Source organism: Shinella sp. Sh6 (assembly GCF_055392685.1).
This window is the reverse complement of sequence record NZ_AP044005.1, coordinates 2,603,343-2,628,323: the sequence shown is the minus strand read 5'-3', so window position 1 is coordinate 2,628,323 and position 24,981 is coordinate 2,603,343. Positions and strand designations below refer to the sequence as shown.

24 protein-coding genes are annotated in these 24,981 nt (G+C 67.0%); 7 read left to right on the top strand and 17 right to left on the bottom strand.

All coding sequences use genetic code 11. The annotated features are described in order from the left end of the window. A complete protein-coding gene (locus tag ACZ5TO_RS12615) occupies positions 1 to 1,035 on the top strand; it encodes a Gfo/Idh/MocA family protein (RefSeq protein ID WP_464798332.1) in 1,035 nt (344 codons plus the stop codon). Beyond that, complete coding sequence (gene apnL, locus ACZ5TO_RS12610) at positions 1,032 to 2,849, top strand: D-apionate lactonase (RefSeq protein WP_464798331.1); 1,818 nt, start codon at positions 1,032 to 1,034, stop codon at positions 2,847 to 2,849. The genes ACZ5TO_RS12615 and apnL overlap by 4 nt, the downstream gene beginning before the upstream one ends. 3 nt (positions 2,850 to 2,852) lie before the next feature. Here the strand turns inward: apnL and ACZ5TO_RS12605 are convergent, their stop codons facing one another. Then, complete coding sequence (locus ACZ5TO_RS12605; protein ID WP_464798330.1) at positions 2,853 to 3,569, bottom strand: transcriptional regulator NanR; 717 nt, start codon at positions 3,567 to 3,569, stop codon at positions 2,853 to 2,855. 150 nt (positions 3,570 to 3,719) lie between these two features. On the opposite strand from ACZ5TO_RS12605, the gene oiaX reads away from it, so the two are divergent. The 3 genes from oiaX to ACZ5TO_RS12590 all read left to right on the top strand — a co-directional run bounded on the left by oiaX (position 3,720) and on the right by ACZ5TO_RS12590 (position 7,903). After that, complete coding sequence (gene oiaX / locus ACZ5TO_RS12600; protein WP_464798329.1) at positions 3,720 to 4,976, top strand: 3-oxo-isoapionate-4-phosphate decarboxylase OiaX; 1,257 nt, start codon at positions 3,720 to 3,722, stop codon at positions 4,974 to 4,976. 3 nt (positions 4,977 to 4,979) lie between these two features. Continuing rightward, positions 4,980 to 6,281, top strand: coding sequence for a four-carbon acid sugar kinase family protein (locus tag ACZ5TO_RS12595; RefSeq protein ID WP_464798328.1), 1,302 nt, complete (start codon positions 4,980 to 4,982; stop codon positions 6,279 to 6,281). Between the two features lie 95 nt (positions 6,282 to 6,376). Continuing rightward, entirely contained in the window at positions 6,377 to 7,903 is a 1,527-nt protein-coding gene (locus ACZ5TO_RS12590) for a phospholipase D-like domain-containing protein (RefSeq protein ID WP_464798327.1), read from the top strand. Here the strand turns inward: ACZ5TO_RS12590 and ACZ5TO_RS12585 are convergent. After that, a complete protein-coding gene (locus ACZ5TO_RS12585) occupies positions 7,801 to 8,733 on the bottom strand; it encodes a putative bifunctional lysylphosphatidylglycerol flippase/synthetase (protein ID WP_464798326.1) in 933 nt (310 codons plus the stop codon). The two genes, ACZ5TO_RS12590 and ACZ5TO_RS12585, sit on opposite strands and share 103 nt — an antisense overlap. An 81-nt stretch (positions 8,734 to 8,814) precedes the next feature. On the opposite strand from ACZ5TO_RS12585, the gene ACZ5TO_RS12580 reads away from it, so the two are divergent. Beyond that, positions 8,815 to 9,540: an endonuclease/exonuclease/phosphatase family protein gene (locus tag ACZ5TO_RS12580; RefSeq protein ID WP_464798325.1), complete on the top strand. Its 726-nt coding sequence runs from the start codon at positions 8,815 to 8,817 to the stop codon at positions 9,538 to 9,540. A 10-nt stretch (positions 9,541 to 9,550) separates the two neighbouring features. Here ACZ5TO_RS12580 and ACZ5TO_RS12575 read toward each other — a convergent pair whose 3' ends face one another. The 5 genes from ACZ5TO_RS12575 to ACZ5TO_RS12555 all read right to left on the bottom strand — a co-directional run bounded on the left by ACZ5TO_RS12575 (position 9,551) and on the right by ACZ5TO_RS12555 (position 14,855). After that, positions 9,551 to 9,742 carry a hypothetical protein gene (locus ACZ5TO_RS12575; protein WP_184144283.1) on the bottom strand — a complete coding sequence of 64 codons (192 nt, stop codon included), beginning with the start codon at positions 9,740 to 9,742 and terminating at the stop codon, positions 9,551 to 9,553. A 69-nt stretch (positions 9,743 to 9,811) separates the two neighbouring features. Beyond that, positions 9,812 to 10,930: an ABC transporter permease gene (locus tag ACZ5TO_RS12570; protein ID WP_464798324.1), complete on the bottom strand. Its 1,119-nt coding sequence runs from the start codon at positions 10,928 to 10,930 to the stop codon at positions 9,812 to 9,814. Then, positions 10,930 to 12,081 (bottom strand): ABC transporter permease, encoded by a 1,152-nt coding sequence (locus ACZ5TO_RS12565; RefSeq protein ID WP_464798323.1) that lies wholly within the window; start codon positions 12,079 to 12,081, stop codon positions 10,930 to 10,932. The genes ACZ5TO_RS12570 and ACZ5TO_RS12565 overlap by 1 nt, the downstream gene beginning before the upstream one ends. After that, a complete protein-coding gene (locus ACZ5TO_RS12560) occupies positions 12,078 to 13,838 on the bottom strand; it encodes an ATP-binding cassette domain-containing protein (protein WP_464798322.1) in 1,761 nt (586 codons plus the stop codon). Before ACZ5TO_RS12560 ends, ACZ5TO_RS12565 begins: the two co-directional genes overlap by 4 nt. Positions 13,839 to 13,844: 6 nt before the next feature. Continuing rightward, entirely contained in the window at positions 13,845 to 14,855 is a 1,011-nt protein-coding gene (locus tag ACZ5TO_RS12555; protein ID WP_464798321.1) for an HlyD family secretion protein, read from the bottom strand. A 111-nt stretch (positions 14,856 to 14,966) separates the two neighbouring features. On the opposite strand from ACZ5TO_RS12555, the gene ACZ5TO_RS12550 reads away from it, so the two are divergent. Next, entirely contained in the window at positions 14,967 to 15,644 is a 678-nt protein-coding gene (locus ACZ5TO_RS12550) for a TetR/AcrR family transcriptional regulator (protein WP_184144216.1), read from the top strand. Positions 15,645 to 15,734: 90 nt separating this feature from the next. On the opposite strand, the gene ACZ5TO_RS12545 is transcribed toward ACZ5TO_RS12550, so the two are convergent. The 10 genes from ACZ5TO_RS12545 to ACZ5TO_RS12500 form a co-directional block, all read right to left on the bottom strand. Then, the gene (locus ACZ5TO_RS12545; RefSeq protein WP_184144218.1) at positions 15,735 to 15,938 is read right to left on the bottom strand and encodes a hypothetical protein; all 204 of its coding nucleotides are present in this window, start codon (positions 15,936 to 15,938) and stop codon (positions 15,735 to 15,737) included. 33 nt (positions 15,939 to 15,971) lie between these two features. Beyond that, positions 15,972 to 16,217: a 30S ribosomal protein S21 gene (gene rpsU / locus ACZ5TO_RS12540; protein ID WP_184144220.1), complete on the bottom strand. Its 246-nt coding sequence runs from the start codon at positions 16,215 to 16,217 to the stop codon at positions 15,972 to 15,974. A gap of 39 nt (positions 16,218 to 16,256) precedes the next feature. After that, positions 16,257 to 16,544, bottom strand: coding sequence for a cold-shock protein (locus ACZ5TO_RS12535; RefSeq protein ID WP_464798320.1), 288 nt, complete (start codon positions 16,542 to 16,544; stop codon positions 16,257 to 16,259). A 119-nt stretch (positions 16,545 to 16,663) separates the two neighbouring features. Next, on the bottom strand, positions 16,664 to 16,873 hold the full coding sequence (locus tag ACZ5TO_RS12530) for a cold-shock protein (RefSeq protein ID WP_184144224.1): 210 nt from the start codon (positions 16,871 to 16,873) through the stop codon (positions 16,664 to 16,666). Positions 16,874 to 17,107: 234 nt separating this feature from the next. After that, positions 17,108 to 18,259: an ABC transporter substrate-binding protein gene (locus ACZ5TO_RS12525; protein WP_464798319.1), complete on the bottom strand. Its 1,152-nt coding sequence runs from the start codon at positions 18,257 to 18,259 to the stop codon at positions 17,108 to 17,110. After that, the gene (gene fhuF, locus ACZ5TO_RS12520) at positions 18,256 to 18,918 is read right to left on the bottom strand and encodes a siderophore-iron reductase FhuF (protein WP_464800388.1); all 663 of its coding nucleotides are present in this window, start codon (positions 18,916 to 18,918) and stop codon (positions 18,256 to 18,258) included. The genes ACZ5TO_RS12525 and fhuF overlap by 4 nt, the downstream gene beginning before the upstream one ends. 100 nt (positions 18,919 to 19,018) lie before the next feature. Next, positions 19,019 to 21,190, bottom strand: coding sequence for a TonB-dependent siderophore receptor (locus ACZ5TO_RS12515; protein ID WP_464798318.1), 2,172 nt, complete (start codon positions 21,188 to 21,190; stop codon positions 19,019 to 19,021). Positions 21,191 to 21,422: 232 nt separating this feature from the next. Beyond that, positions 21,423 to 22,949 (bottom strand): UxaA family hydrolase, encoded by a 1,527-nt coding sequence (locus ACZ5TO_RS12510; protein ID WP_464798317.1) that lies wholly within the window; start codon positions 22,947 to 22,949, stop codon positions 21,423 to 21,425. A gap of 4 nt (positions 22,950 to 22,953) precedes the next feature. Beyond that, entirely contained in the window at positions 22,954 to 23,964 is a 1,011-nt protein-coding gene (locus tag ACZ5TO_RS12505; protein WP_184144229.1) for a zinc-binding alcohol dehydrogenase family protein, read from the bottom strand. Positions 23,965 to 24,183: 219 nt separating this feature from the next. After that, the gene (locus ACZ5TO_RS12500) at positions 24,184 to 24,975 is read right to left on the bottom strand and encodes a transporter substrate-binding domain-containing protein (RefSeq protein WP_184144231.1); all 792 of its coding nucleotides are present in this window, start codon (positions 24,973 to 24,975) and stop codon (positions 24,184 to 24,186) included. Between the last annotated feature and the right edge of the window lie 6 nt (positions 24,976 to 24,981).

Sequence of the window (24,981 nt, the reverse complement as noted above, 5' to 3'; positions counted from 1 at the left end):
ATGGCGAGGCTCAAGGGCGCGCTGATCGGCTGCGGTTTCTTCGCCGTCAACCAGATGCATGGCTGGCAGGACCTTGCCGGTGTGGAGATCGTGGCGATCTGCGACCGCGATGCGGAGCGGCTTGCCATCGTCGGCGACCAGTTCTCCGTCGCGCGGCGCTATTCGTCGGCCGAGGAAATGTTCGCCGACGGCGGCTTCGATTTCGTCGACATCGCGACGACCGTGGGCAGTCACCGGGCATTGGTGGAGCTTGCCGCAAAGCACAGGGTTCCGGCGATCTGCCAGAAGCCTTTCGCGCCGACGCTGGCCGATGCCAAGGCCATGGTCGCGGCGGCCGAGGCGGCGGGCATTCCGCTGATGATCCACGAGAATTTCCGCTGGCAGACGCCGATCCTCGCGGTGAAGCAAGTGCTGGACAGCGGCGCCATCGGCACGCCCTTCTGGGGCCGCGTCTCCTTCCGCTCCGGCTTTGACGTCTTCTCCGGCCAGCCCTATCTCGCCAAGGGAAAGCGCTTCATCATCGAGGACCTTGGCATCCATTCGCTGGATATCGCCCGCTTCCTCTTCGGCGATGCCACAAGCATGACCGCGCGCACGCGCCGCATCAACCCGGATATCGCCGGCGAGGACGTGGCGACCATGCTGCTCGGCCACGAGAACGGCATCACCTCCATCGTCGATGTCAGCTATGCGACGAAGCTGCCGGAAGAACCCTTCCCGGAAACTTTTGTCGAGATCGACGGCGACAAGGGCACGCTGCGCCTCGGCAAGGATTACAGGCTCACCGTCCACGGCCCCGAGGGCACGGTGGAAAGCGTCGTCGCGCCGAACCTCCTGCCATGGGCCTCGCGGCCCTGGCACAATATCCAGGAGAGCGTGGCGCTCATCCAGAAGCACTGGATCGAGCGTCTGGCGGCGGGCCGCGAGCCGGACACGTCCGGCCGCGACAACCTCAAGACCTTCGCCCTCGTCGAGGCCGCCTATCTCAGCACCGAGCGTGGCGAGACCGTCGCCCTTGCGGACCTCCTGGCATGAGCGCGGACCTCGTCAGGCTCTACGGGACGAGCGAGCGCGAGCCGGAAAGCCGCATTCTCGTTGCCGGCGACCTGAGCGTGGCCTTGCAGGACGGCAACCTTCGCACCCTGCGGCTTCGCGGCCACGAGGTGCTGCGCGCCGTCGCCTTCCTCGTGCGGGACAAGGATTGGGGCACTTGCGCTGCCACGATCACCGATCTCTCCGTGGGGGAGACAGGCGATGGCTTCTCCGTCGCCTACAAGGCGCGCTTCACGGCGCCTTCCGGCGCCAACCTCGATTGCACTGTGGCGATCTCCGGCACGGCCAAGGCCGTGACCTTCGCTGCCGATTGCGTCAGCGACGCCGATTTCGAGACCGCCCGAGCGGGCTTTGCCGTGCTGCACCCTATCGTCGGCGTGGCGGGCGAGCCCGTCGAGGTCCGGCACGGCGACGGCAGCGTCGAGCGGTCGCGCTGGCCGGATCAAATCGAGCCGTGGCAGCCGTTCAAGGACATTTCCGCCATCACGCACAACGTCGCGCCCGGCATTTCGGCGATGACGGAATTCGGCGGCGACATCTTCGAGATGGAAGACCAGCGCAACTGGACGGACGGGTCCTACAAGACCTATGTGCGCCCGCTCGCGCTGCCCTGGCCCTACCGCGTGGCGAAGGGCGAGCCCTTCCGCCAGTCCGTCACGGTCACGGTTGAGGCAGCGGCCGATGCCGCACCCGCTGCCGGCGCGTCCGGCGCCGTCACGATGCAGCTTTTGCCGACGAACCGGCGCTTTCCCGAGATCGGCGTCGGCCTCAGGCCGGAATGCCTTGCGCAGGAATTGTCCGCGCTCGATATCCTGAAAACCATTGGCGCCCGGCATCTGATCGCCCATTTCGATCCCGATGCGGGCCATGGCCTTGCCGCCTTGCAGGGCTATGCGCAGGTTGCGGAAAGATCCGGCCTCAGGGTGACGCTGGAGCTGGCGGTGCCCTGCAAGCGACCGCTGGACGAGGAGATGGCCGGGTTCGCCGCGCTGGTGCGCGCGGCCGGCCTTGACCTCGATACGCTGTTCGTCTGCCCGTCCGTCGACCGCCAGTCGACGCCGCCGGGCAGCGCGTGGCCGGATTGCCCGCCGCTGGAAGATGTCTATGCCGCGGCGCGCGCCGCCTTCCCGGGCGTACGGCTCGGCGGCGGCATGATGAGCTATTTCACCGAGCTCAACCGCAAGCGCGTGCCGGGCGGGCTGGTCGACTATGTCAGCCATTGCACGAACCCCATCGTGCATGAGGCAGACGATCTTTCCGTCATGCAGACCTTCGAGGCGCTGCGTTTCGTCGTGGGCTCGGCCCGCGCCATCTATGGCGAGAAGCCCTATCGCATCGGCCCTTCGACCATCGCCATGCGGCAGAACCCCTATGGCAGCGCGACGAAGGACAATCCGTCCGGTGCGCGCATCCCCATGGCCAATGTCGATCCGCGGCATAACGGCCAGTTCGGCGCGGCCTGGACGCTGGCCTATGCCGCGACGGTTGCACCCGCCGGGCTGGAGGTGCTGACGCTCTCGACGCTCGCCGGCCCGTTCGGGCTGGTTGCCGGCGGGGGCGAAGCGACGGCGGAGGGCGCAATGCGGCCGCTTGGGCATGTGCTTGCGCGCCTCGGCGCACTGGCGGGCGAACCGGTGCTCTCGGTGGAGACGTCGCGGCCGGATGCGGTGCTGGGCCTTGCTTTGCCAGAGCGCCTGCTCTTGGCGAACATCACGCCGGAGCCGCAGGCGGTGGCCCTGCCGGCGGGCAAAGAGATTACCCTGCCGCCCTACGGCTTCGTCGAGATCGTGCTTTGAACCCTAATTCTGCCCCTTGAGGGCATAGAGCGCGCGGGAGCGTTCGAGGTGCTTGATCATCGCCTTTTCGGCCAGGTCCGCATTGCCCTTTTCAAGGGCGCGGATGATCTCCTCGTGCTCGGCGAGGGTGACGTTCTCGCGGCCCGTCCAGATGAGCATTTCGGTGTGGTAGGATTTCAGCCAGCCGAGCATCGCGCCGCTGACGGCCGCGAAGATCGGATTGCCGGAAATGGCGGCGATGGACTGGTGGAACTCCATGTCGGCGTCGATGAAGGCATCCGCATCGCCGAGGCTCTGCCTCTGCTTGTCGAGGAGGGCCTTGAGGTTCGCGATATCCTCGGGCGTCGCCTTGCCGGCCGCCTCGCGGATCATGCCGCGCTCGAAGAAGATGCGCGCGCTCTTCAGGTGTTCCAGCGTGTCGGAGGAGCCGGAGAGCATCAGCTTGGCCGGCAGGTCGACCTGCCGGATGATCGTCTCGGCGGTGATGCGCAGCACCTTGGCGCGCTCGCCCTGCGAGATCTCGACGAGCCCCTTGCCGGCGAGCGCCTGCATGGCCTCGCGGATCGCCGGGCGGCCGACGCCGTAGCGCTCCATCAACTCGCGCTCGGAGGGCATGTCGTCGCCGGCCTTCAACTCGCCGGTCTCGATCATGTGCTTCAGCCGGGCGAAGACTTCGTCGGAGAGTTTCTTGCGGACGATCGGTTCGGAAACGACGTTCATGGTTCACCTGATTTCGTCGGATTTGAATATGCAGCAATAGGCTTCGCCGCAACAACTTTCACCGCAATCGGCTTGCAATAACATAAATACTCATTATACCAGCTGTCCTGTTTTAACAAGCGGCAAGACCCGGCTGCGGGAGGAGAAAACGTGATCCGTCTGACCTATCGGATAGAGACGCCCGGTTCGGTGGAGGCCATGGCGAAGAAGATCGCCAGCGACCAGTCGACCGGCACCTTCGTCGCGCTGCCGGGCGAGACGGAAGAGCTGAAGGCACGCGTCGCCGCGCGCGTCGCCGCCATCCGCCCGCTGCCGCCGGCGAGCCATGCATCCTTTCCGGACGAGGCGGGCGGCGCTACGCGGTTCAACCGCGCGGATGTCGATATCGATTTCCCGATGGATGCCGTCGGCACCGACCTTTCCGCGCTGATGACCATCGCCATCGGCGGCGTCTTCTCCATCAAGGGGCTGACGGGCATTCGCATCGTCGACATGAAGCTGCCGCAGGAATTTGCCGCCGCACACCTCGGACCGCAGTTCGGCGTTGCGGGCAGCTTCGCGCTGACGGGCGTGAAGGACCGGCCGATCATCGGCACCATCGTCAAGCCGGCGCTGGGCCTTCGCCCGCACGAGACGGCCGAGATGGTCGGCGAGCTGATCGAGGCCGGTGTCGATTTCATCAAGGACGACGAGAAGCTGATGAGCCCGGCCTATTCGTCGCTCAAGGACCGGGTGGCGGCGATCATGCCGAAGATCCGCGACCACGAGCAGAAGACCGGCAAGAAGGTGATGTATGCCTTCGGCATCAGCCATGCCGATCCGGACGAGATGATGCGCAACCACGACACGGTGCTGGAGGCGGGCGGCAATTGCGCCGTCGTCAACATCGCCTCCGTCGGCTTCGGCGGCCTTGCCTTCCTGCGCAAGCGCTCCGGCCTCGTGCTGCACGCGCACCGCAACGGCTGGGACCTCCTCACGCGCCATGCCGGGCTTGGCTTCGAGTTCTCCGTCTGGCAGCAGTTCTGGCGGCTGCTCGGCGTCGACCAGTTCCAGATCAACGGCATCCGCGTGAAATACTGGGAGCCGGACGAGAGCTTCGTGCGCTCCTACAAGGCCGTCACGACGCCGCTGTTTTCCGAAAAGGACGTGGCCCTGCCGGTCGTCTGCTCCGGCCAGTGGGGCGGGCAGGCGCCGGATACGATTGCCGCGACGGGCGGATCGATGGACCTTCTCTACCTCTGCGGCGGCGGCATCGTCAGCCATCCGGGCGGGCCGGGGGCGGGGGTGAAGGCGGTCAGGCAGGCCTGGGAGGCGGCGTCCGCCGGCGTGCCGCTCGAAACCTATGCGAGGGACCATCCGGAACTGGCGCAGTCGCTTGCAAAATTCGCCGACGGCAAGGGAGCCTGAGCCATGGCGCGGCCGCTGATCAGCTATTACGGCGACGATTTCACCGGCTCGACCGACGTGATGGAAGCGCTCGCCTCCAACGGCGTGGAAACGGTGCTCTTCCTGAAGGTGCCGGATGCGGACCTCCTGTCGCGCTTTTCCGGCGCGCGCGCCTTCGGCCTTGCCGGCACCAGCCGTAGCGAGACGCCGGGCTGGATGGACGTCCATCTTCGCGAGGCCTTCGGCTGGCTGAAGACGCTGGATGCGGAGCTCTGCCACTACAAGGTCTGCTCGACCTTCGATTCGGCGCCCCATGTCGGCAGCATCGGTCGGGCCATCGAGATCGGCCGGGAGGTCTTTGGGGAAGTGACCGTGCCGCTCATCGTCGGCGCGCCGCAGATCCGCCGTTATACCGCCTTCGGCGAGCTCTTCGCCGCCTATCAGGGCCGCAACTACCGCATCGATCGGCATCCGGTCATGTCGCGCCATCCGGTCACGCCGATGGACGAGGCGAACCTGCTGCTGCACCTTTCGCGGCAGACACGGCTCACCTCGGCCGATCTCGACAATGTGGCGCTGCTTGCGGGGCGCGCGCCGGAAGCCGCCGACATCCTGCTTCTCGACGTGCTCGACGCGGCGACGCAGGCGGCGGCCGGCCGGCTGGTATGGGAGACGCTTCGTGCGGAAGGCCGGTTCGTCTGCGGCTCCTCCGGCGTGGAATATGCCCTCATCTCCGCATGGCGGCAGGCGGGGCTGATCGGCGAGAAGCCAGTCTTTCCGGCTGCCGGGCCTGTCGACCGCATCGCCGTCGTCTCCGGCAGCGTCTCGCCCACCACCGAGCGCCAGATCCGCCACGCCCTTGCCAACGGCTTCGACGGCATTCCGGTCGATCCGCTCGCCCTCACCGGCGAGGGGGCGGAGGGGGCCATCGACAAGGCCGTCGAAGCGGGGCTGCGCGTCTTCGAAAGCGGGCGCAGCGTCGTGCTCTATACCGCGCTCGGCCCCGCGGCCGACCGGGGCGGCGAACTCGATGCGGCTTCCGGCGCGCGCCACCGGCTCGGCCGGGCGCTCGGGCGCATCCAGGCGGAACTCGTCGCGCGCGCCGGCCTTTCCCGCGCCGTCGTCGCCGGCGGGGATACGTCCAGCCATGCGCTCGGCGAAATGGATATCTCCGCGCTCACCCTGAAGATGCCGCTGCCCCAGACCCCCGGTTCGCCGCTCTGCATTGCCCATGGCGGGGCTGCCGACGGGCTGGAAATCGCCCTCAAGGGCGGCCAGGTCGGGGGCGACGATTACTTTTCCATGATCCGCGCCGGTTCCGCCTGATCCACGGCGGAACCAAAACCGCATTCCGCGAATTCCCGCGCAGGGCGATCAGTCTTTCGGGACCCGGCGCCGAGAGTGCAACCGGAGGGTTTTCGTTGAGCGGTACAAATTCCATCGTCCAGCCCGGGCGGAATGTCTGGCGCGTCGCTTCGGCCGACCGGCTTCGCGTGCTTATCGACGGCCAGGCTTATTTCGAGGCACTGGAGACGGCGCTGGCGCAGGCGAGGCGCGAAGTGTGGATCGTCGGCTGGGACTTCAACCCGGATATCCGCATGCGGCCCGATGAGCCGCAGTCCCCGACCCTCGGCGCCTTCCTCCTGAAGCTGGTGGAGGAGCGGCCGGAAATCGTCGTGCGCGTGCTCGTCTGGGCGATGGGGCCGATCTATTCGGGCAAGTCGCTGAAGATGTTCCACAAGCGCCGCTGGTCCTCCCATCCGCGCATCGTGCTGGCCTTCGACAGCCGCCATCCGCTCCGGGGCTCGCATCACCAGAAGCTTGTGGTGGTGGACGACCGCGTCGCCTTCGTCGGCGGCATCGATCTTACCGCCAAGCGCTGGGACACCCCCGACCATCGGGTGGGCGATCCCCGCCGCACCATGCCGGGCGGCAAGCGTTACGATCCGGTGCACGACATGCAGGTGGCCCTCGACGGGCAGGCCGCGCGGCTTGCCGGCGACATCGCCCGCCGCCGCTGGCTCTTCGCCACGGACGAGGCGGTGCCGGCGCCCGATGCGCCCACGGACATCCGCTTCGACGGGCAGGTCCCGGACATGACGAAGGTGGACGTCGCCTTCGCGCGCACGGAGCCCGCCATCCGCGGTCGACCGGCGGTGCGTGAGGCGGCGGACCTCACCCTTGCCGCCCTCAGGGCCGCCCGCCGCCATATCTATATCGAAAGCCAGTATTTCGCTTCGCCCAAGGTCTGCGACGTGCTGTGCGAGCGGCTTGCCGAGCCGGACGGGCCGGAGGTCGTCATCGTTTCGACGCTCAGTTCCCACGGGCTCATCGAGCGCCTCGTCCTCGGCATCAACCGCGACCGCCTCATTCGCCGTCTCAGCCGATGCGACCGGCATGGCCGGATGCGCGCCTTCTATCCCGTGGTGCCGAAGCCCGATGGCACGAAGCAGGAGATCGTCGTGCATTCCAAGCTCGTCATCGTCGACGATCTCTTCCTGCGCATCGGTTCCTCCAACATCAACCAGCGCAGCGAAGGGCTGGACACGGAGCTCGACATCGCCGTCGAGGCGCGCACGGATGCCGAGCGCCGCAGCATCGTCATGCTGCGCGACCGGCTGCTGGCGGAACATCTCGACGCGGACGCCGAAGCCTTCGGTGCCGCCGTGCGCGCGGGCGGCCATCTCGGCAGGGCCATCGACGCGTTCAACACAGGCGAGCGCGGCCTGCAGCCGTTCCGCGATGCGAAGGGAAGGGGCGCGATCGTCCCCGTCCCTGGCACGGGCATCGTCGATCCCGCCGCCCCCTGGTGGCCGCTGTCCGCCTGGGCGGGGCGCCTGCGCCATCAGTTCGGGTTGTCGCGCAGGCGTGCTGTCTCCCCGTTTGCGGCCAGCACCTCGCCGGCCAGCAGGCAGGCGAGCCCCAGCGGCAGCGGAATGAAGAAGTAGACGACGCGGAAGGCGATCAGCGCGCCGATCGACGTCGCGCTGCCGAGCAGGAAGCCGATGGTCGCCTCCAGCACGCCGAGCCCACCCGGCACATGGCTGACGAGCGCCGTCAGGTTGCCGACGACATAGGCGGCCGTCGTTTCCAGGTAGCCTGCATCGCCGTTCAGAAGCTGGTGAAGGCAGGCGGCGACGAGCGCGAAGTTCACCGTTCCGGCGAGGATCTGCAAGGCGGCGATGCCCGGCGTCGGCAGGCCGAAGCGCCATTTCCACACCTTGATCTCGCCGCGCAGGAAGGCGGCGAGCGCCACATAGGCCGCGCTTGCCGCAAGGCAGGCGATGCCGAGCGCGACGGAGGCCGCCGTCCCGAGCCCGGCCACCTTGCCGGCGGTGCCGGGCAGGACGAGCAGGCACAGCCCGGCAAGCGTTACCAGCCCCAGCCCCACCGTCACGCCGCAGAAGACGACCAGCTTGGCGACCTCCCCCGCATCGAGGCCCCAGCGGGAATAGAAGCGGTAGCGCACCGCGCCGCTGCTGAGGCCCGCCACGCCGATATTGTGGCCGAGGGAAAGGCTTGAAAAGGAGGCGATGGCGGCGCGGGGATAGGAGAGCGGCTTGCCGACATAATGGAGGGCAAGGAAATCGAAGAATGTCAGGCAGAGATAGGAGCCGGCCGCAAAGGCGAGCGCGAGGCAAAGGTTCAGCCTCGGAATGGCAAGGACGGAACTGCGGATGTCTTCCCAGGAATACTGGCCGAGCGTGCGGTAGATCAGCCAACCGCCGAGGAGGGTCGCGCCGGCGAGGAGCGCGTGAAGGATATGGGTTCGGTTCATGCCGTCTCCTTGGGGCTGTCGCAAGGGAACGAAATGGAGGCTTTTCGTGTTCCCGTGGCACAGGCGGAACGAGAGGAAGGCATGGGCAGGCGGCTCAGGATCGTGACCTATAATGTGCACAGTTGTTTCGGCACGGACCGGAAGCTCGACCCAGGCCGCATCGCGGATGTGATCGCCGAATGCGAGGCGGATATCGTCGCCCTGCAGGAGGTCGACGTCGCGCGCGCCCGCAGCGGCGGCATCGACCAGGCGCAGGCGATCGCCGGCCATTTGCAGATGATCTCGCATTTCCATCCGGCGCTGCATCTTGAGGAAGAGCGCTATGGCGATGCCCTCCTGACGGCGCTGCCGACGCGCCTCGTCAAGGCCGGCGGCCTGCCGTCGCGCGGCGAGCCGCGGGGCGCGCTCTGGGTGGAGGTCCCGCTCGAAGAAGCAAGGCTACAGGTCTTCGTCACGCATCTCGGCCTTTTCGGCGCCGAGCGCGTCAGGCAGGCGGAGGTGCTGCTCGGGCCGGGCTGGCTGGGCGCGGACATGCCGGAGGATGCGCGCATCGTCTTTGCCGGCGATCTCAACGCGATCCCGCGTTCGGCCTCTTACCGGCTTTTGGCGCGGCGCCTCAGGGATGCCCAGGTCGAGGCCGGCGGGAAGCTCAGGGCGACCTTTCCCTCACGCCTGCCGCTGCTGCGGATCGATCATATCCTGCTCGGCGACGGGCTCGGCGTGCACAGGACCTTCGTCCACGACAGCCCGCTCGCCCGCCGCGCGTCCGATCATCTCCCGCTCTGCGCGGATATCGAGATCGGGTGACGCTTTCCCGTCATTTCCGCGTCTTCAGGGCGTCCGAGGGGCGGTTGCGCTCGGGGTTTCGGTTGGTCTCGCCCACGGCGTCCGGGTTCCTGTCCGGGTCGTCCTTCGCCGGCAGATAGCCGCGGGGCCGACTCTCCTCAGGCCCTTCCCAGCGCGGGGATTGCTCGGTGGTGCCGGCAGCGCCGTCCTTCGGTTTTGCGATAGCCATGTCGGTTCTCCTTTCGGGATACTAACCGGCCGGCATCGGCGAAGGTTCCTTCCGCGGGCCGCCCTAATTCAGCCTGTGGCGGAACATCCAGGCGGCAAACGGCATCGTCACGGCGGCAATCGCGACGAGGGCCAGCATGTCCGGCAGGAGCTCGGCGAAGCGGCCGCCTTCCAGATAGACGACGCGCGTGATGCGGATCGCATAGGTCAGCGGATTGATCATCGTCAGGTATTGCAGGACGGCCGGCATATTCTCGGTGGGCGACATCAGGCCGGACAGCAGCATGAAGGGCATCAGGAAGACGAAGGCGAGGATCATCGCCTGCTGCATGTTGCCGGCGAGCGAGGAGAGGAACAGGCCGAAGCCGATGGCCGCGGCGAGGAACAGGGCAAGGCCCGCATAAAGCGTGAAGAACGACCCGGCGAAGGGGATCTTGAACCAGAAGAGCGCGACGAGCAGCACCGCCGAGGCCTGGGTGATGCCGACGATCATGGAGGGGACGGCCTTGCCGATCATGATCTCCGTCGGCGTGAAGGGCGCCACAAGGAGCTGGTCGAACGTGCCTTCCTCCCGCTCGCGCGCCACCGACATCGCCGTCAGCATCATGGTCATCATCATGGTGATGGTGCCGATCAGCGAAGGGATCATGCTCCATCGGGTCTCCAGCTGCGGGTTGAACCAGGCGCGCGTCGAGACCGTCACGCCGGCGGCGGGAAAGCCTCTTTCGGCCCGCCAAGCGGCGGCGAAATCGCCGATGATGGCGCCGGCATAGCTCTGGGCGATGCCGCTGGTGTTGGAGTTCCTGCCGTCGGCGATCACCTGCACGGGGGCGGGCACGCCGGTCTCGAGGTTGCGCTCGAAGCCGTTCCCGATGACGACGATGAGCAGTGCGCGCCGGGCATCGAGCTGCGGCACGGCCTCCGTCATCCGCGCGAATGTGCCCTCGCGCTGGAAGATGCCGGAGCCCTCAAGTTTTGCGACGAGCGCGATGGAGGCGGCGCTGCGGTCCTGGTCCACCAGCGCATAGGGCACGCTGTTGAGGTCGTAGGTCGCCGCATAGCCGAAGATCAGGCATTGCAGGATCGGCGGCAGGACGAGGCTCGCCCGGCTCTTCGGGTCCTTCAGGAGGACGAGCAGTTCCTTGCGGATGAGCGTCAGGATGCGCAGGAGCGACACGATCATCACGCGATCCTCTTGCGGGTGAGGCGCACGGCGAGCGCCAGGAGCGCGGCCGCCATGCCGGCAAGCACCGCCGCATTGGGCAGGATGACGCTCCAGTTGTTGCCGGACAGGAAGAGCGTCTGGAGCAGGGTCACGAAATAGCGTGCCGGGAAGACATAGGTGATCACCTGCACCGCGAGCGGCATGCTGCGCGGATCGTACATGAAGCCGGAGAGCATCATGGCCGGCAGGAAGGTGACGAGCACCGTCACCTGGCTTGCCACGAACTGGCTCTTCGTGGCCGAGGAGATGACGAGGCCGAGCCCGAGCGCGACGAGGAGATAGAGCATCGACACGAGGGTGAGGATGACGAGCGAGCCGCGCAGCGGCACGCCGAACAGCAGCTTGCTGCCGACAACGCAAAGCGCAAGGCCGATCAGGCCGAGGACGAAATAGGGCACGGTCTTGCCAAGAAGGATCTCGGCCGAGCGCACGGGCGTCACGAAAAGCGCCTCGAAGGTGCCCCGCTCCCATTCGCGCGCCATCACCAGCGCGGTAAGGAGCGCGCCGATCAGCGTCATGACCAGCACGATCAGGCCGGGCACGAGGAAATAGCTGCTGTCGTTCGCCTCGTTGAACCAGAGGCGCGGTTCGACGGCGATGCCGCCGATAGCGCCCGCGTTGCCGGTGCGCGCGGCCTCCTTTGCCGCCCATGTGGCGACCGCGCCCTGCGCATAGCCGAGCGAGATGCGCGCCGTGTTGGCATCGGCGCCGTTGATGATCAGCTGCACGTCGGCCGCGCCGAGATCGATGCTGCGGGCGAAGTCGGAGGGGATGCGCACGATGGCCCGCACGTCGCCGGCCATCAGCATGCGCTCGGCATCGTTCATCGTGCGCACACGCTGGGTGGAGAAGTAGGGCGAGAGCTCGAAGGCGGCGGCAACGCCCCGCGCCGGCGCGGAATCGTCTTCCATCAGCACGGCGACGGGCACGTTCCTGACATCGAGGTTGATGCCGTAGCCGAAGAGGACGAGCAGCGTCACGGGCATGACGATGCCGATCGCGATGCTGCTGAAATCGCGCAGGAGCTGGCGCGTTTCCTTGCGGATCAGCGCGCGCGTCCGCCGCAAAAGACCGGCAAAGCCGCCGGCCATGGTGCGGGGGGCGCTCATGCGGCCTTCTCCGTCCGCTTTGCCCGCTCCCGCTCGACGATGGCGATGAAGGCCTCTTCCATCGAGGGCGCGGTTTTACCGGAGACGGCGCGCTCGCGGATCTCGACGGGCGTTCCCTCCGCAAGGTTCCGGCCGGCATCGAGGATGATCACCCGGTCGCAATATTCCGCCTCTTCCATGAAATGGGTCGTGACGATGACCGTCACGCCCTGTTCCGAAAGGGCGGTGATGCGCCCCCAGAACTGCCGGCGGGCGAGGGGATCGGCTCCGCTCGTCGCCTCGTCGAGGAAGAGGATGTCGGGCTCGTGCAGGAGCGCCGCGGCGAGCGCGAGGCGCTGCCGGAAGCCGCCGGGAAGCTGGCCGCTCGGCAGGTCGCGGAAGCGTTCGAGCTCGAAGGCCGCCGTCAGCGTGGCGATCCGCTCCTTCTTGCGATTGCCGCGCAGCCCGTAGGCGCTGGCGAAGAATTCGAGGTTCTCCCCGACCGTGAGCTGGCCGTAGAGCGAGAATTTCTGGGCGACGTAGCCGAGGCGTTCGCGCGCCTTCGCGCCCGCCTTGAGGAGATCGTTGCCGGCCACCCGCAGCGTGCCGGCGGTGGCGGGCAGGAGGCCGCAGAGCATGCGGAAGGTCGTGCTCTTGCCCGCGCCGTTCGGGCCCAGAAGCCCGTAGACCTCGCCGCGGCGGACGCTGAAGCTGACATGGTCGACGGCGGTGAAATCGCCGAATTTGCGCACGAGGTCGCGCACCTCGACGACCGTCCCGTCCGCCGCGTTCTCCGGGCTTGCGGCAAGCGGCGCGGGGCTCGTGTGATCCCGCTCCCCCGCCACGCTGTCGAACAGCATCATGAAGGCATCCTCGAAGCGGGCCCCGGTCGGCTCCGTTTCGAGCTTGAGGCCTTCGAGCGCCAGCGGCTCCTCCAGCCGGTCCGGCCGGCGCACGACGCGCACGCGCCCGGCCTCCGGCACGGCGTCGACGACGCCGGGAAGGGCGAAGAGGCGGGCCTGTAGCGAGCGGGCCGGAACGCCTTCCGGTCCCCTGACGAGGAAGCAGCAGCCGTCCGCCTTCACCGTGATCTCCGCCGGCGGGCCTCCGGCGAGGATTTCCCCCGCATGCATCAGCACCGCATGCTCGCAGCGTTCCGCCTCGTCGAGATAGGAGGTGGCGACGACGACGGAAAGGCCGTCCTCGCGGATCAGCTTGAACACGATCTCCCACAATTCGCGCCGCGAAAGCGGATCGACGCCGACCGTCGGCTCGTCGAGCAGCAGGAGTTCGGGCGCGCGCACAAGGGTGCAGGCAAGGCCGAGCTTCTGCTTCATGCCGCCGGAGAGCTTGCCCGCCGGGCGGTCCTTGAACGGGCCGAGCTGCGTCATCTCGAAGAGGCGCGGATAGACCGTCCGGCGCTCGGCGGGGGAAACGCCGTTGAGATCGGCGTAAAGGTCGAGGTTCTCCTGCACGCTGAGGTCCTCGTAGAGGCCGAAGCGCTGCGGCATGTAGCCGATCCGGTCCTGCACGGCCTGCGGCTTTTCCGCCACGTCGAGGCCGACGACCGTGAGGCTGCCGCTATCGGGAAGGATCAGCCCGCTCGCCAGCCGCAGAAGGGTCGTCTTGCCGGCGCCGTCGGGGCCGACGAGCGCCGTCAGCGTGCCCTTGCGGACGGTGAGCGATATGCCGCCGAGCGCCTCGACCGTCTCCTTCGCGTCGCGGCGGAAGCTCTTGCGCAGGTCCCGCGCGACAAGGGAGAGCGGGCGGTCCTCCATCGTCTCTCACCCGCCCTGTTGCGCGGCGGCCGGCGCCGTGTCGCCGGCCAGCGGGCGCACGGTGGCGGGCATGCCGAGGCGCAGCACGTTGTCCGGGTCCTCGACGAAGACGCGCACCTCGAAGACGAGGCTGGTGCGCAGCTCCTCCGTCTGGACGGTCTTGGGCGTGAACTCGGCGACCGAGGAGATGAAGCCGATCCAGCCGGGTATGGTGCGGCCGGGTAGCGAATCGACCAGCACCTCGGCCTTCATGCCGGGGTGGATCTGCCCGAGCTGCGTTTCCGAGACATAGGCGCGGATCCATTTCGGACTGACGGTGGCGAGCGAGAAGGCGGCGCGCGTCGGCGAGGCCATCTCGCCGGGCTCGATGAGCCGGGAGCGCACGACCGCGTCCACCGGGGCCTTGAGATCGGCATCGGTAAGCTCGGCCCTCAGAAGCGCGACCTGCGCCTCGGCGGCCCGCAACTGCGCGGCGGCCTGCTGGATATCCTCTGCCCGCGGCCCGGCGACGACAAGGTCGAGCGCCTTCTGTGTCGCGACGACCTTGGCTTCCGCCACCGCCGCGTTCGAGCGGGCGTTGTCGAGGGCCTGCTGGCTGACGGCCGCGCGCGGCACGAGCGCGCTCTGGCGCTCCAGTTGCAGGCGCGCATTGGCGGCTTCCGCCTCCGCGGCGGCGAGGTTGGCGCGTGCCTGGGCGATCTCCTCCGGCCGGCTGCCGTTCTTCAGGCGGGTGAGGCTTGCCTGCTGGGCGTCCACCTGGGCAAGGGCCTGATCGATCTGCGGGCGGATCCTGCCGGTGTCGAGCCGGGCGATGACCTCTCCCTTTTTGACCGCGGCGCCCTCCTCGACGAGGACCTCGGCCACCGGCCCGCTGCCGTTGAAGGCGAGCGTCACCTGCCGGAAGTCGACGTTTCCATAGAGGACGAGCTCCGCCGGCCCGCTGTCGCGGTGCCGATACCACCAGGCGCCGGCGGCAAGCGCGGCGATGAGGAGTGCGACGACGATGAGACGCTTCATTCCGTTTCGCCTCCGGGGCGGGGTTCTGTTCCCTAGCCTAAGGACGATCGGAAGGGATTGTCAAATCCAAATTTGAAATCTAGATTTGAATTTGTACGGAGAGGAAGGAATATGGCGCGAGGTCCAAGACGGTCGTCGGTTTCCGGGCCGCGGCCGGATGGCGCGGCGACGCGGGCAAGCCTGCTGGAGGCGGCCGGCGCGGTGTTCGCCGAATGCGGTTTCGACGGGGCGACGGCCAAGGCGATCGCCCTTCGCGCCGGCGCCAATGCCGCCGCCGTCAACTATCATTTCGGGGGGATCGCGCCGCTCTACGAGGAGGTCTTGGCCGAGGCGCACCGCCGCCTCGTCAGCTATCAGAGCCTTGCGCGCGCCGCTTCCGCCGACACGGACCCGAAGGACAGGCTGCGGCGCCTGATCGGCCTTCTCGTGCGCGTGGTGCGCTCGCAGGGCGATGCGTCCTGGCCAGCGAAGGTGATCGTGCGCGAGCTGATCTCGCCGACGCCGCATTTCGAGAAGCTGCGGCGCGAGGAGCTGGAGCCGAAGAAGGCGCTCCTCTTCGGCGTCGTCGCCGGGATCATGGGCGTTTCCATAGATCACCCGCTCGTCGCCCAGTCGGTCTTTTCGATCCTCGCGCCCTGTTTCATGCTGCTGATCGCCGAAAAGCGGCTGTCGGAGGTGATGCCGCCGCTCGCCCGCGCCAATGTCAGCAACGAGGTGCTCGCAAGCCGCCTGGCGAATTTCGCCCTCGGCGGCATCGCGCAACTGGCTTCAGGAGAGGGGGGCGGCTAGACGGCGCAAAAGGGCCCCAATGCGTTCCATCGGCGCAGCCGGGATGCTGCGCCGCTTTCGCAAGGCCTGCGGGGCCGGGGATAGGGCCGGTTACTTCCGCTTCTTCGTCGGCAGGGGCGTCGGCGTCGCGGCTTCTTTTGCCAGCCGCAGCGCCCTCAGCTTTTCCGTCTTCTTGTCCCGCGCAGCGGTCTCCTGGGCGATGATGCCCTTGGCGACGGAATTGGTTTCTTCCGCCTTCGCCGCGGCGCTGGTTTTCGCCGGCTTGAAGAACTGCTCTCGTGTGGCGGTGGTCATCTACGGTCTCCCTGGCATGGCATGTCCGGCCGCCTAGCGGGCCCGGCCGGCGGGCGCTTTCTTCTTGGGGCCGGGCAGCAGGCCTTCGCGCTGCGCCTTCTTGCGGGCGAGCTTGCGTGCCCGGCGGATGGCTTCCGCCTTTTCCCGCGCCCTCTTCTCGGAAGGCTTCTCATAGGCGCTGCGCGCCTTCATCTCGCGGAAGAGTCCTTCCCGCTGCATCTTCTTCTTCAGAACCCGGATGGCCTGTTCGACATTGTTTTCCCTGACGAGAACCTGCAAAACATATCCTTTCCATGCGGCCGTGCCGCTTTCCTGTGGTTATTTCCTGACGCGGATGCTCGCGGGCTTGAGCCAGGGCTCGCCCTGCAAGCGCTTCGGCGCCGTAGTCTTCGCCGGCTCGTCCGCGGCCCCTTGCGGGGCGTCGATGTCGCTGGCGACGACCCTTCGCTCGTGCATCTCGGTGCCGATCCGGATCCGGTACTGCACTTCGCCGTGGTCGGCCGGAAGGATCGCGACGATCCTGCAATCGCGTCCGGCATCGCCGGAGCGGAACAGGTCGGTCTTGAGCGTCACCGTGTCGCCGACCGCATAGGTCTTCTGGCTCATGAGCCTGTCCTTCAATCCCTGACGCCGGAAACAAAAAGGCCGGGCGTTACCCCGACCTCTCCTGTCGCTCTCCGTCTTGCTGCCAGTACATCCGTGGTCAGCGAGAGGGGCAACAATCCTTATGCGGCGCGCAGGTTGTCGGCCGAGCTCTTGCCCGAGCGGCGATCCTGGACGATGTCGTAGCTCACCTTCTGGCCTTCGGCGAGACTGCCGAGACCGGAGCGTTCGACGGCTGAAATGTGGACGAACACGTCATTCGTGCCGTTGTCGGGCGCGATGAAGCCGAAACCCTTGGTGCTGTTGAACCACTTGACGGTGCCTGAATTCATAACGATATCCTTTCAATCGTTGGAGGAAGCGGCAGGTATTGCCGCGGATAGATCGACGATGAGAGGAAATCTGACCGGCTCGCCGAAGCGATAGACAAAGGTCACTAGCAAAGTTCGATACCGGGAAGGTAGGTATTTTTCCCGCATTCTGCAAGGTATTTATTTCGAGGCAGGCCGGAAACGACATTGCCGATATCGATTTAATCGCATCAAAACAGCGCCGTAGCCCGGATTTTATTTTTCGCCCTCGCGGAATGATTGAGGCGCGGGATCGCCCCTTCGCTGCCCCGAAAGGCTGATCCAGTAGGCGCCCTCGAAGGGCACGGCGGCAAAGCGGGTGTTGATCTCCTTCAGCGTCTCGTCCGGATCGATATCGGCGAAGATCTCCGGGCGCAGCCAGTGCGCGAAGGCTTCCGCCGCAAGGATGTTGAGCGGCACGGCGTTGAAGAAGTTCCACAGGCCATGGACGCGCCCGTTCTTGACCGCCTTCAGATTGGCGAGGAAGGGGTTTTCCACGGCGCGGGCGAGCGATGCGCGCGCCTCGGCCGGATCGACGCCCGGGCCGACGGAAAAGCCGCTGTAGATGCCGCCCGGCGAGGCGGTGGCGATATAGACCTCGGGATCTGCCGCGACGATGAATTCCGCGCTGACGGTGCCGCCCTGCGGCGGCAGGCTCTCGGCGATGTTGCGGCTGCCGGTGATGGCGATGAAGGCGCCGAGCCCGCCGGTGCCGTAGGCGAAGCAGCACCGCTCGGGGTTCGGGAAGGCGTCCATCACCACCGTGGGGCCGGGCTCGGGATGGGCCGCGACCCGCTCGCGTATCCGCTTCAGGCGCGCCTCGTAGAAATCGGCGAAGGCATCGGCCTCGTCCTCGCGGTTCAGCACGCGGCCGAGCAGGCGCATGTTGTCCGCCGTGTTCTGCAGCGCGTCGCTGTTGAAATCGACCACCACGACGGGCACGCCGCTTTGCTCGAGATAGGCGATCGCCTGCCTGCCGATGTCGGTTTCGGCCTGCCAGTTCGCAAGGATCGCAAGGTCCGCCTTGAGCGACAGGACCGCCTCGAAGGAGACGGTGATGCCGTCGCCGATGACCGGGACCTTCGCGATGGCCGGGAACTTCTCGCGAAAGCGCTCGTAGATCGCCGGATTGTCGCCCTTCATGTCGTTTGCCCATCCCGCGAGCAGGCTGACGGGATCGGGGTGGATGAGCGAGAGCGCCACGAGATTGAAGCCCGAGCCGAGCAGCACCGCCTTCGGCTCAGCCGGAATGGTGACCTTGCGGCCGACGGCGTCCGTGACCGTCACCGGATAACGGACCTCGGCGCGGGCCGGCAGGGCGGCAAGCAGGAAGGCGGCGGCGAGGAGGGCGGCAAAACGCAGGATCATTGCTTTCTCAGTTCCGGGAGGGCGCAAAGCTCGCCGCAGCCCGGAATGCCGGGCAGCATGTAGCGCAGGCAGCAGACCTTGCGGCGACAGTGGACGGTGCCTTCCTCCCTCTCGTGGCGCAGGCAGCCGTGGAAGGGATTGCGGCTGCCGTTGCCGAGCAGCGGGCAGTCGAAGAGCGGGCGCGAGGGCCAGTAGTCGTCGCCGTCGGCCGGCGTGCGGTCCGTCACGTTGAAGGCATAGTCGATGTAGACGGCGGCATTGTTCCAGGCGAGCTTCGGCGCGATGCCGGACTTTTCCTTGAGGAGGGCGACGGCGCGGGAAAGGTGGCAATCCACCAGCGGCGTGACGACGTCGAGAAGATCCTCGTCCTCGCTCCAGTCGCCCTCGTGCGGCAGGCCGAAGGCGCGCGGCAGCCCGTCCTCCCCGAGCGCGATGGTCATCTCGTCGAAGGCGACGGGAAGGCGCGTCTCCGCCCGCCGCGCCACGACATAGGGAATGGTCAGCGCCGAGAAATAATAGAGCGACCAGAAGGACGCGGCCGCGCGCCGGTCGGCCTTGCCGTGGCTTTCCGCATAGCGGTCCAGCGTCTTGGAAAACCCGTCCCCCTCCAGGAAATCCCCGAGCGGCACGGCGCCCTCGAGATCCGCCGAGAGCATCATTTTCTCGCCGCACCAGGCATGCTCGCCGGAAAAGACCGCCTTCAGGCCCTGCGGCCGGAAAGCGGTCTCACCGTCCCGGGAGGATATCGTCGTCAAGGCCTCACCACGTATATTTCAGGGTGCCGATGACCGTGCGGCCCTGGTCCCGGTAGCAATAGCCGGAGGAGCATACGGTGCCGCGGCGGTCGAACAGGTTGGTCGCGTTGATCTGCAGCTTGAGGCCTTCGTATTCCTTGTCGATCGCCGCGAAGTCGAAGTCGATGGCGGCATCGACGAAGGCGCGCGAACCGTTCTTGGCGGAGTTGTCGTCGCCGGTATAGCTGGAGCCGAGGAAGCGCACGCCGGCGCCCAGGCCGAGACCGTAGAACGGGCCGTCCTCCGGCATGTCGTAGTGCCCCCAGAGCGAGGCCATGTGGCGCGGGATGGAGGAGATGTCGTTGCCGACGGTGCCGCCCGGGCCGTCGAGGATCTTCGCCTGCGTGTAGGTGTAGGAGGCGATCAGCGACAGGCCGTTGTCGAGGCTGGTCGTGGCTTCGAGTTCCACGCCGCGCGAGCGCAGCTCGCCGCGCTGCACGAGGATGTTCTTCATCGTACCGCCGACATTCTCGTAGCTGTAGTAGAGGCTGTCCGTCTGGTCGATGTCGAAGAGCGCGGCCGTCAGCAGCACGTTCGCATCGGGCAGCAGGTACTTGACGCCGATTTCCTTCTGCTCGCTTTCCGTCGGCTTGAACGGCAGGTGCGTCTGCTCGCTGACGCCGGCATTCGGCAGGAAGGCCGTCGAGTAGCTCGCATAGGGCGTGATGCCCCATTCGGTCTCGTAGGTCACGCCGGCGCGCCAACTGAAGGCACGGTCGCGCTGTTCGGTCGTGGTCACGTCGCCGGTCGCCAGGTCCGTGCTGTCGGTATCGGAATTGGCCCAGTCGTAGCGGCCGCCGAGCGTGAAGGTGAGCGCGTCGTAGCGGATCTGGTCCTGCGTGTAGATGCCGGTATTGAACTGGTTCTGCACGTCCATCGTCTGGAAGGCGATGGGCGAGACCGGGCGGCTGGCCGTCGGGTTGTTGGTGTCGTAGGGCGGGGCGATGCCGTAGCCGTTGAGGGCTTTCCAGTAGACCTTGGTGAAGTCGATGCCGGTCAGCAGCGTGTGGTCGAGCGGGCCGGTGGAGAACTTCGCCTCGATCTGGTTGTCGAGATTGTAGGCGTTGAGCCATTCCTCGAACGTGCCGGCATCGCTGTCGATCAGCGTGCTGTCGAGAGCGTTGGGCTCGCTGAGGAACGCCCAGTCGGCATCGATGTTGAGGCGCGAGGCGCGGGCATTCTGGCGGAAGACGAACGTATCGTTCAGCCGGTGCTCGAATTCGTAGCCGATGCGGCCCTGGTTCTGGACGGAGTCGTTGTAGTCCGGATCGCCGCCGAAGATATCGGTCACTTGCCCGGTTGCCGGGTCGTTGTAGAAGGCGGCGGCGCCGCCGGTCTTGGTGCGGGAATATTCGCCGAGGATCGTGAGGCGCGTATCCTCGTCCGGTTTCCAGGTGAAGGCCGGCGCGATGTAGATGCGGTTGTCCGGCACGCCGACCTGCTCGGTGTCGGCGTCGCGGAAGAGGCCGGTCAGGCGATAGTAGACCGGGTCCTCGTCGTTGACGGGACCGGAAAGGTCGAACTGGCCCTGGTAGCGGTTGTTGCTGCCGTACTGAGCCTGGACCTCGCGCAGCGTCTCTTCCGTCGGGCGCTTGCTGATGAGGTTGTAGAGGCCGCCGGGGCCCGAGGCGCCGTAAAGCGCGGAGGAGGGCCCGCGCAGGATCGAGACGCCCTCGATGCCGTAGGGTTCCGTCTTGAAGATGGACGAGCCCGTGCCCGGCTGGCGCAGGTTGTCGCGGAAGATACCGCTATAGGTCACGTCGAAGCCGCGCACGGTGAAGGAATCGAAGCGCGGATCGAAGCCGAAAGCGCCGACGCGCGTGCCGGGCGTATAGGAGAGCGTGTCGAGCAGGTTCTGCGGATTTCGGTCTTCGAGCTGGTCCTTGGTGACCGACGAGATGGACTGCGGCGTCTGGACGAAGGGCGTGTCGGTCTTGGCGCGGGTGGCGCTGCTCTTGCCCACATAGCCGTCTGCCTTGATCACGCCGCCGCTGCCGCCGTCGACGATGATGTCCTCGAGAACCGTGGCGCCGCCGTCCGTCGTCGCGGGCGTGGTCTCCTGCGCCATCGCAACGGCGGCAAGGGTGAGGAAGGAGGTGCCGGCGAGGGCGATGCGGAGGCTGCGGGATCTGGGCATTCGGAACGGCTTTCTATGCGGAACGGAATAAGATGACTTATTCCATCATGTTTATGCTCCCGCAATTATATTCATGACAATTGTTGTCATGTTTATGCCGTAGTTGCGTCATTGCCACAGTGGATTGTGGCCGCAACAGAAAAGGCCGGCCGTTGTGGCGTTACGCAAGCCGGCCGGGTTTCATGGAGGGGGGGTGGGTGTTCGCCGGCAGGTTGCCTGCCGGCGGCGGGGGTTACATGACGGCGCCGATCTGCCAGGGGACGAACTCGTTGCGGCCGTAGCCGAGCAGCTCGGATTTCGAGGGCTTGCCGGAGGAAATGGCAAGGATCGCCTCGAAGATCTCACGGCCCTTCACCTCCAGCGGCACGCCGTCGATGACGTCGCCGCAGTTGATGTCCATGTCGTCGGACATGCGGGCGTAGAGCTCGTTGTTGGTGGCGAGCTTGATCGAGGGCACGGGCTTGCAGCCGTAGGCGGAGCCTCGCCCGGTGGTGAAGCAGAGGACGTTCGCGCCGCCCGCGACCTGGCCTGTCGCCGCCACCGGGTCGTAGCCGGGCGTGTCCATGTAGACGAAGCCCTTGCGGTCGATGCGCTCGGCATAACGGTAGACGCCGCGCAGCGTCGAGGTGCCGCCCTTGGCGACGGCGCCGAGCGATTTTTCCAGGATGGTGGTGAGGCCGCCGGCCTTGTTGCCGGGGGAGGGGTTGTTGTTCATCTCGCCGCCGTTGCGGCTGGTGTAGTCCTCCCACCAGTGGATGAGGTCGACGATCTTCTGCCCCACCTCGGCGCTCTCGGCGCGGCGGGTGAGCAGGTGTTCGGCGCCGTAGATCTCCGGCGTTTCGGAGAGGATCGCGGTGCCGCCCTGGCGCACCAGCATGTCGGCGGCAAAGCCGAGCGCCGGGTTGGCGGTCAGTCCCGAATAGCCGTCCGAGCCGCCGCATTGCAGGGCGAGCGTCAGTTCCGAGGCGGAGATGGGCTCGCGCTTCGACCGCGCGGCGAAAGGCAGCATCTCGCGGATGCGCGCCACGCCCGCCTCGACCGCCTTGCGCGTGCCGCCGATCTCCTGGATCGTCAGCGACTGGAAATGGTCGCCCTCGGCGATGCCGTAGGTGTCCTTCATGCGCGGGATCTGGAAGACCTCGCAGCCGAGGCCAACGAGGAGCACGGCGGCGAAGTTCGGGTGGCTGGCATAGCCCCATTGCGTGCGCGAGAGCACGTCGAAGGCCTCGCCCCGCCCGGCCATGCCGCAGCCCTGTCCGTGCGGCAGCGGAACGATGCCGTCGATGCCCGGATAATCGGCGAGGATGCCGGAGCGGTTGATCTCGTCGGCGACATAGTCGACGACGGTGGCCGAACAGTTCACCGAGGAGAGGATGCCGATATAGTTGCGCGTGCCGGCGCGCCCGTCGGCGCGCTTGTAGCCCTCGAAGAAGGCGGGCGTCTCGTCGGCGCGCGGGCCCTCCGGCGGGCGGGCCTCGCTCGCGAAGGCGTAGTCGCGGTCGAAATCCTCGCCCATGGTGACGTTCTTCTCGTGCACCCAGTCGCCGGGCTCGATATCGGCACTGGCAAAGCCGATCACCTGGCCGAACTTGCGGATCGGCTCGCCCGTCGCGATGAAGCGGCTCGCCGTCTTGTGGCCGCGCGGCACGCGGGCGCGGGTGACGATCTCGCCCTCCACGGCGCTGCCGGCCGGCAGGTCGGCGATCGCCACGACGATATTGTCCTCGGGATTGAGACGCAGCGTCTTCTTCGCGTTCATGGCATCAGACCTCCAGGATGGCCTTGATCACGCCCGCCTCGGGGCGGGCCCATTCTACCAGCAATGCGGCGCCGTCTTCCAGGCGACCGCGATGGGTGTTGAGTGCGCGGGTCGGCACCTTGCCGGCCTCGATCTGCCGCACCACCTCGGCGAAATCGTCGGGCTGGGCGTTGCGGCTCGCAAAAAGCGTCGCCTCGCGCTTGTGGAATTCCGGGTCGGAGAAGGTGATGTCCTGCCGCACGACGGAGAGCAGCACATAGCGCGCGCCGTGGGCGAGGAAGCCGAAGCCGCGCTCGATGGGGCCGGCATTGCCGGTGGCGTCGATCACCACGTCGAAGCCGTCGCCGCCGGTGAGGCGGTTCACCTCCGCCTCGGCGGACGCGTCTGCCAGCAGCGTGGCATCCGCGCCGAGCCGGTCGGCGGCGAAGGCGAGGCGGTCGGTGCGGGTGTCCATGACGGTGACGTTCGCGCCGCGCGCCTTGGCGAAGATGATCGCCGACATGCCGATGGGGCCGGAGCCGGTGACGAGCACGCGGTCGGCGGCAGCGATATTGCCGCGCTTGACGCCATGTGCGCCGATGGCGAGGAACTCGATCATCGCGGCGTCTTCCAGCGCGATGTTGCCGGTCGGCACGACGTTGCTTTCGGGCACCGACACATAGTCGGCCATGCCGCCGTCGCAATGGACGCCGAGCACGCGGATCGACTGGCAGGCATTGGTGAGGCCCTTGCGGCAGGCGTGGCACTGTCCGCAGGAAAGATAGGGCACGATATAGACAGGCTCGCCCGCCTTGAGGCGGCTGCCCTCGGGCGCCGCCTCGACCGTGCCGGAGAGCTCGTGGCCCATGACGCGCGGATATTCCAGGAAGGGATGCTTGCCGGCGAAGATGTGGAAATCCGTGCCGCAGATGCCGACATGGCGGATGCGCACGAGAACCTCGCCCTCCCCGCGCACGGGCGCCGGGCGGGAGACGAGGGAGAGGCGGCCGGGTTCTTCGCAGAGGAGCGCTTTCATGGGGTCCTGTCCTTGGGAGGTATGAGGAGCGGCCGCGTATCGGCCGCTCCGGTATGGTGTCGATCCGTGTCCCACCCCCTGCGTCATCCTCGGGCTTGACCCGAGGATCCATTCTCCCCGGAGGCGATGGATGGTCGGGTCAAGCCCGACCATGACGAAAGAGAGGACATCGGACTTCAGGCATTGCGGGGCGGCCCGCACGGCCGCCCCGTCCTTTCGTCAGGGCTTCGGCATTTCGGCCGGCAGGTCGACGTTGTTGTACTTCTTGTAGATCGCGTTCAGCTTGCCGTTGGCAAGGTCCGTCTTGACCCAGTCGTTGATGGCCGCCTTCAGGGCGTCCTCGCCCTTGCGCAGGCCGACGGCGTAGGGGTTGACCTTGAGCACGAACTTGACCTCCAGCGGGTCGTTCGTGCGGCGCTCGTTGACGGCGTTCATGATCTGCGGGGCGGAGATCATGATGTTGTTCTGGCCGGAGACGAGGGCGGTCACGAGCGTCGCGTCGTCGTCGTAGCGCACGATGTTGGCGTCCTTCGCCTGGGTCGTGGCTTCCTTGTCGTTGGTGGTGCCGCGGGTGGTGGCGACGTCCTTGCCCTTCAGGTCCTCGACGCTCTTGATGTCGACGTCCTTCGGCGCGGCGGCGATGACCTGGATGACGCCGTGCGGATCGGCGAAGTCGATCACCTGCTTGCGCTCCTCGCTGATGGAGAGCGAGGCGACGACGACGTCGGCCTTGTTGGTGAGCAGGAACGGGATGCGGTTCGGGCTCGTCACCTCGACGATCTCGAGCTTGACGCCGAGATGGTCGGCGAGGAGCTTTGCGCTTTCCACTTCCGAGCCGGTCGGCTGCATGTTGGCGTCCTGCATGCCGAAGGGCGGCGAGCCGAGGTCGATGGCCGCGCGCAGCGTGCCGCGGGCCTTGATGTCGTCGAGCGTGTCGGCGACGGCGAGCGCCGGGACGGCCGCGAAGACGGCGAGCGCCAGGGCGCTGGTCATCAGGGTTCTGCGTTTCATGTCTAT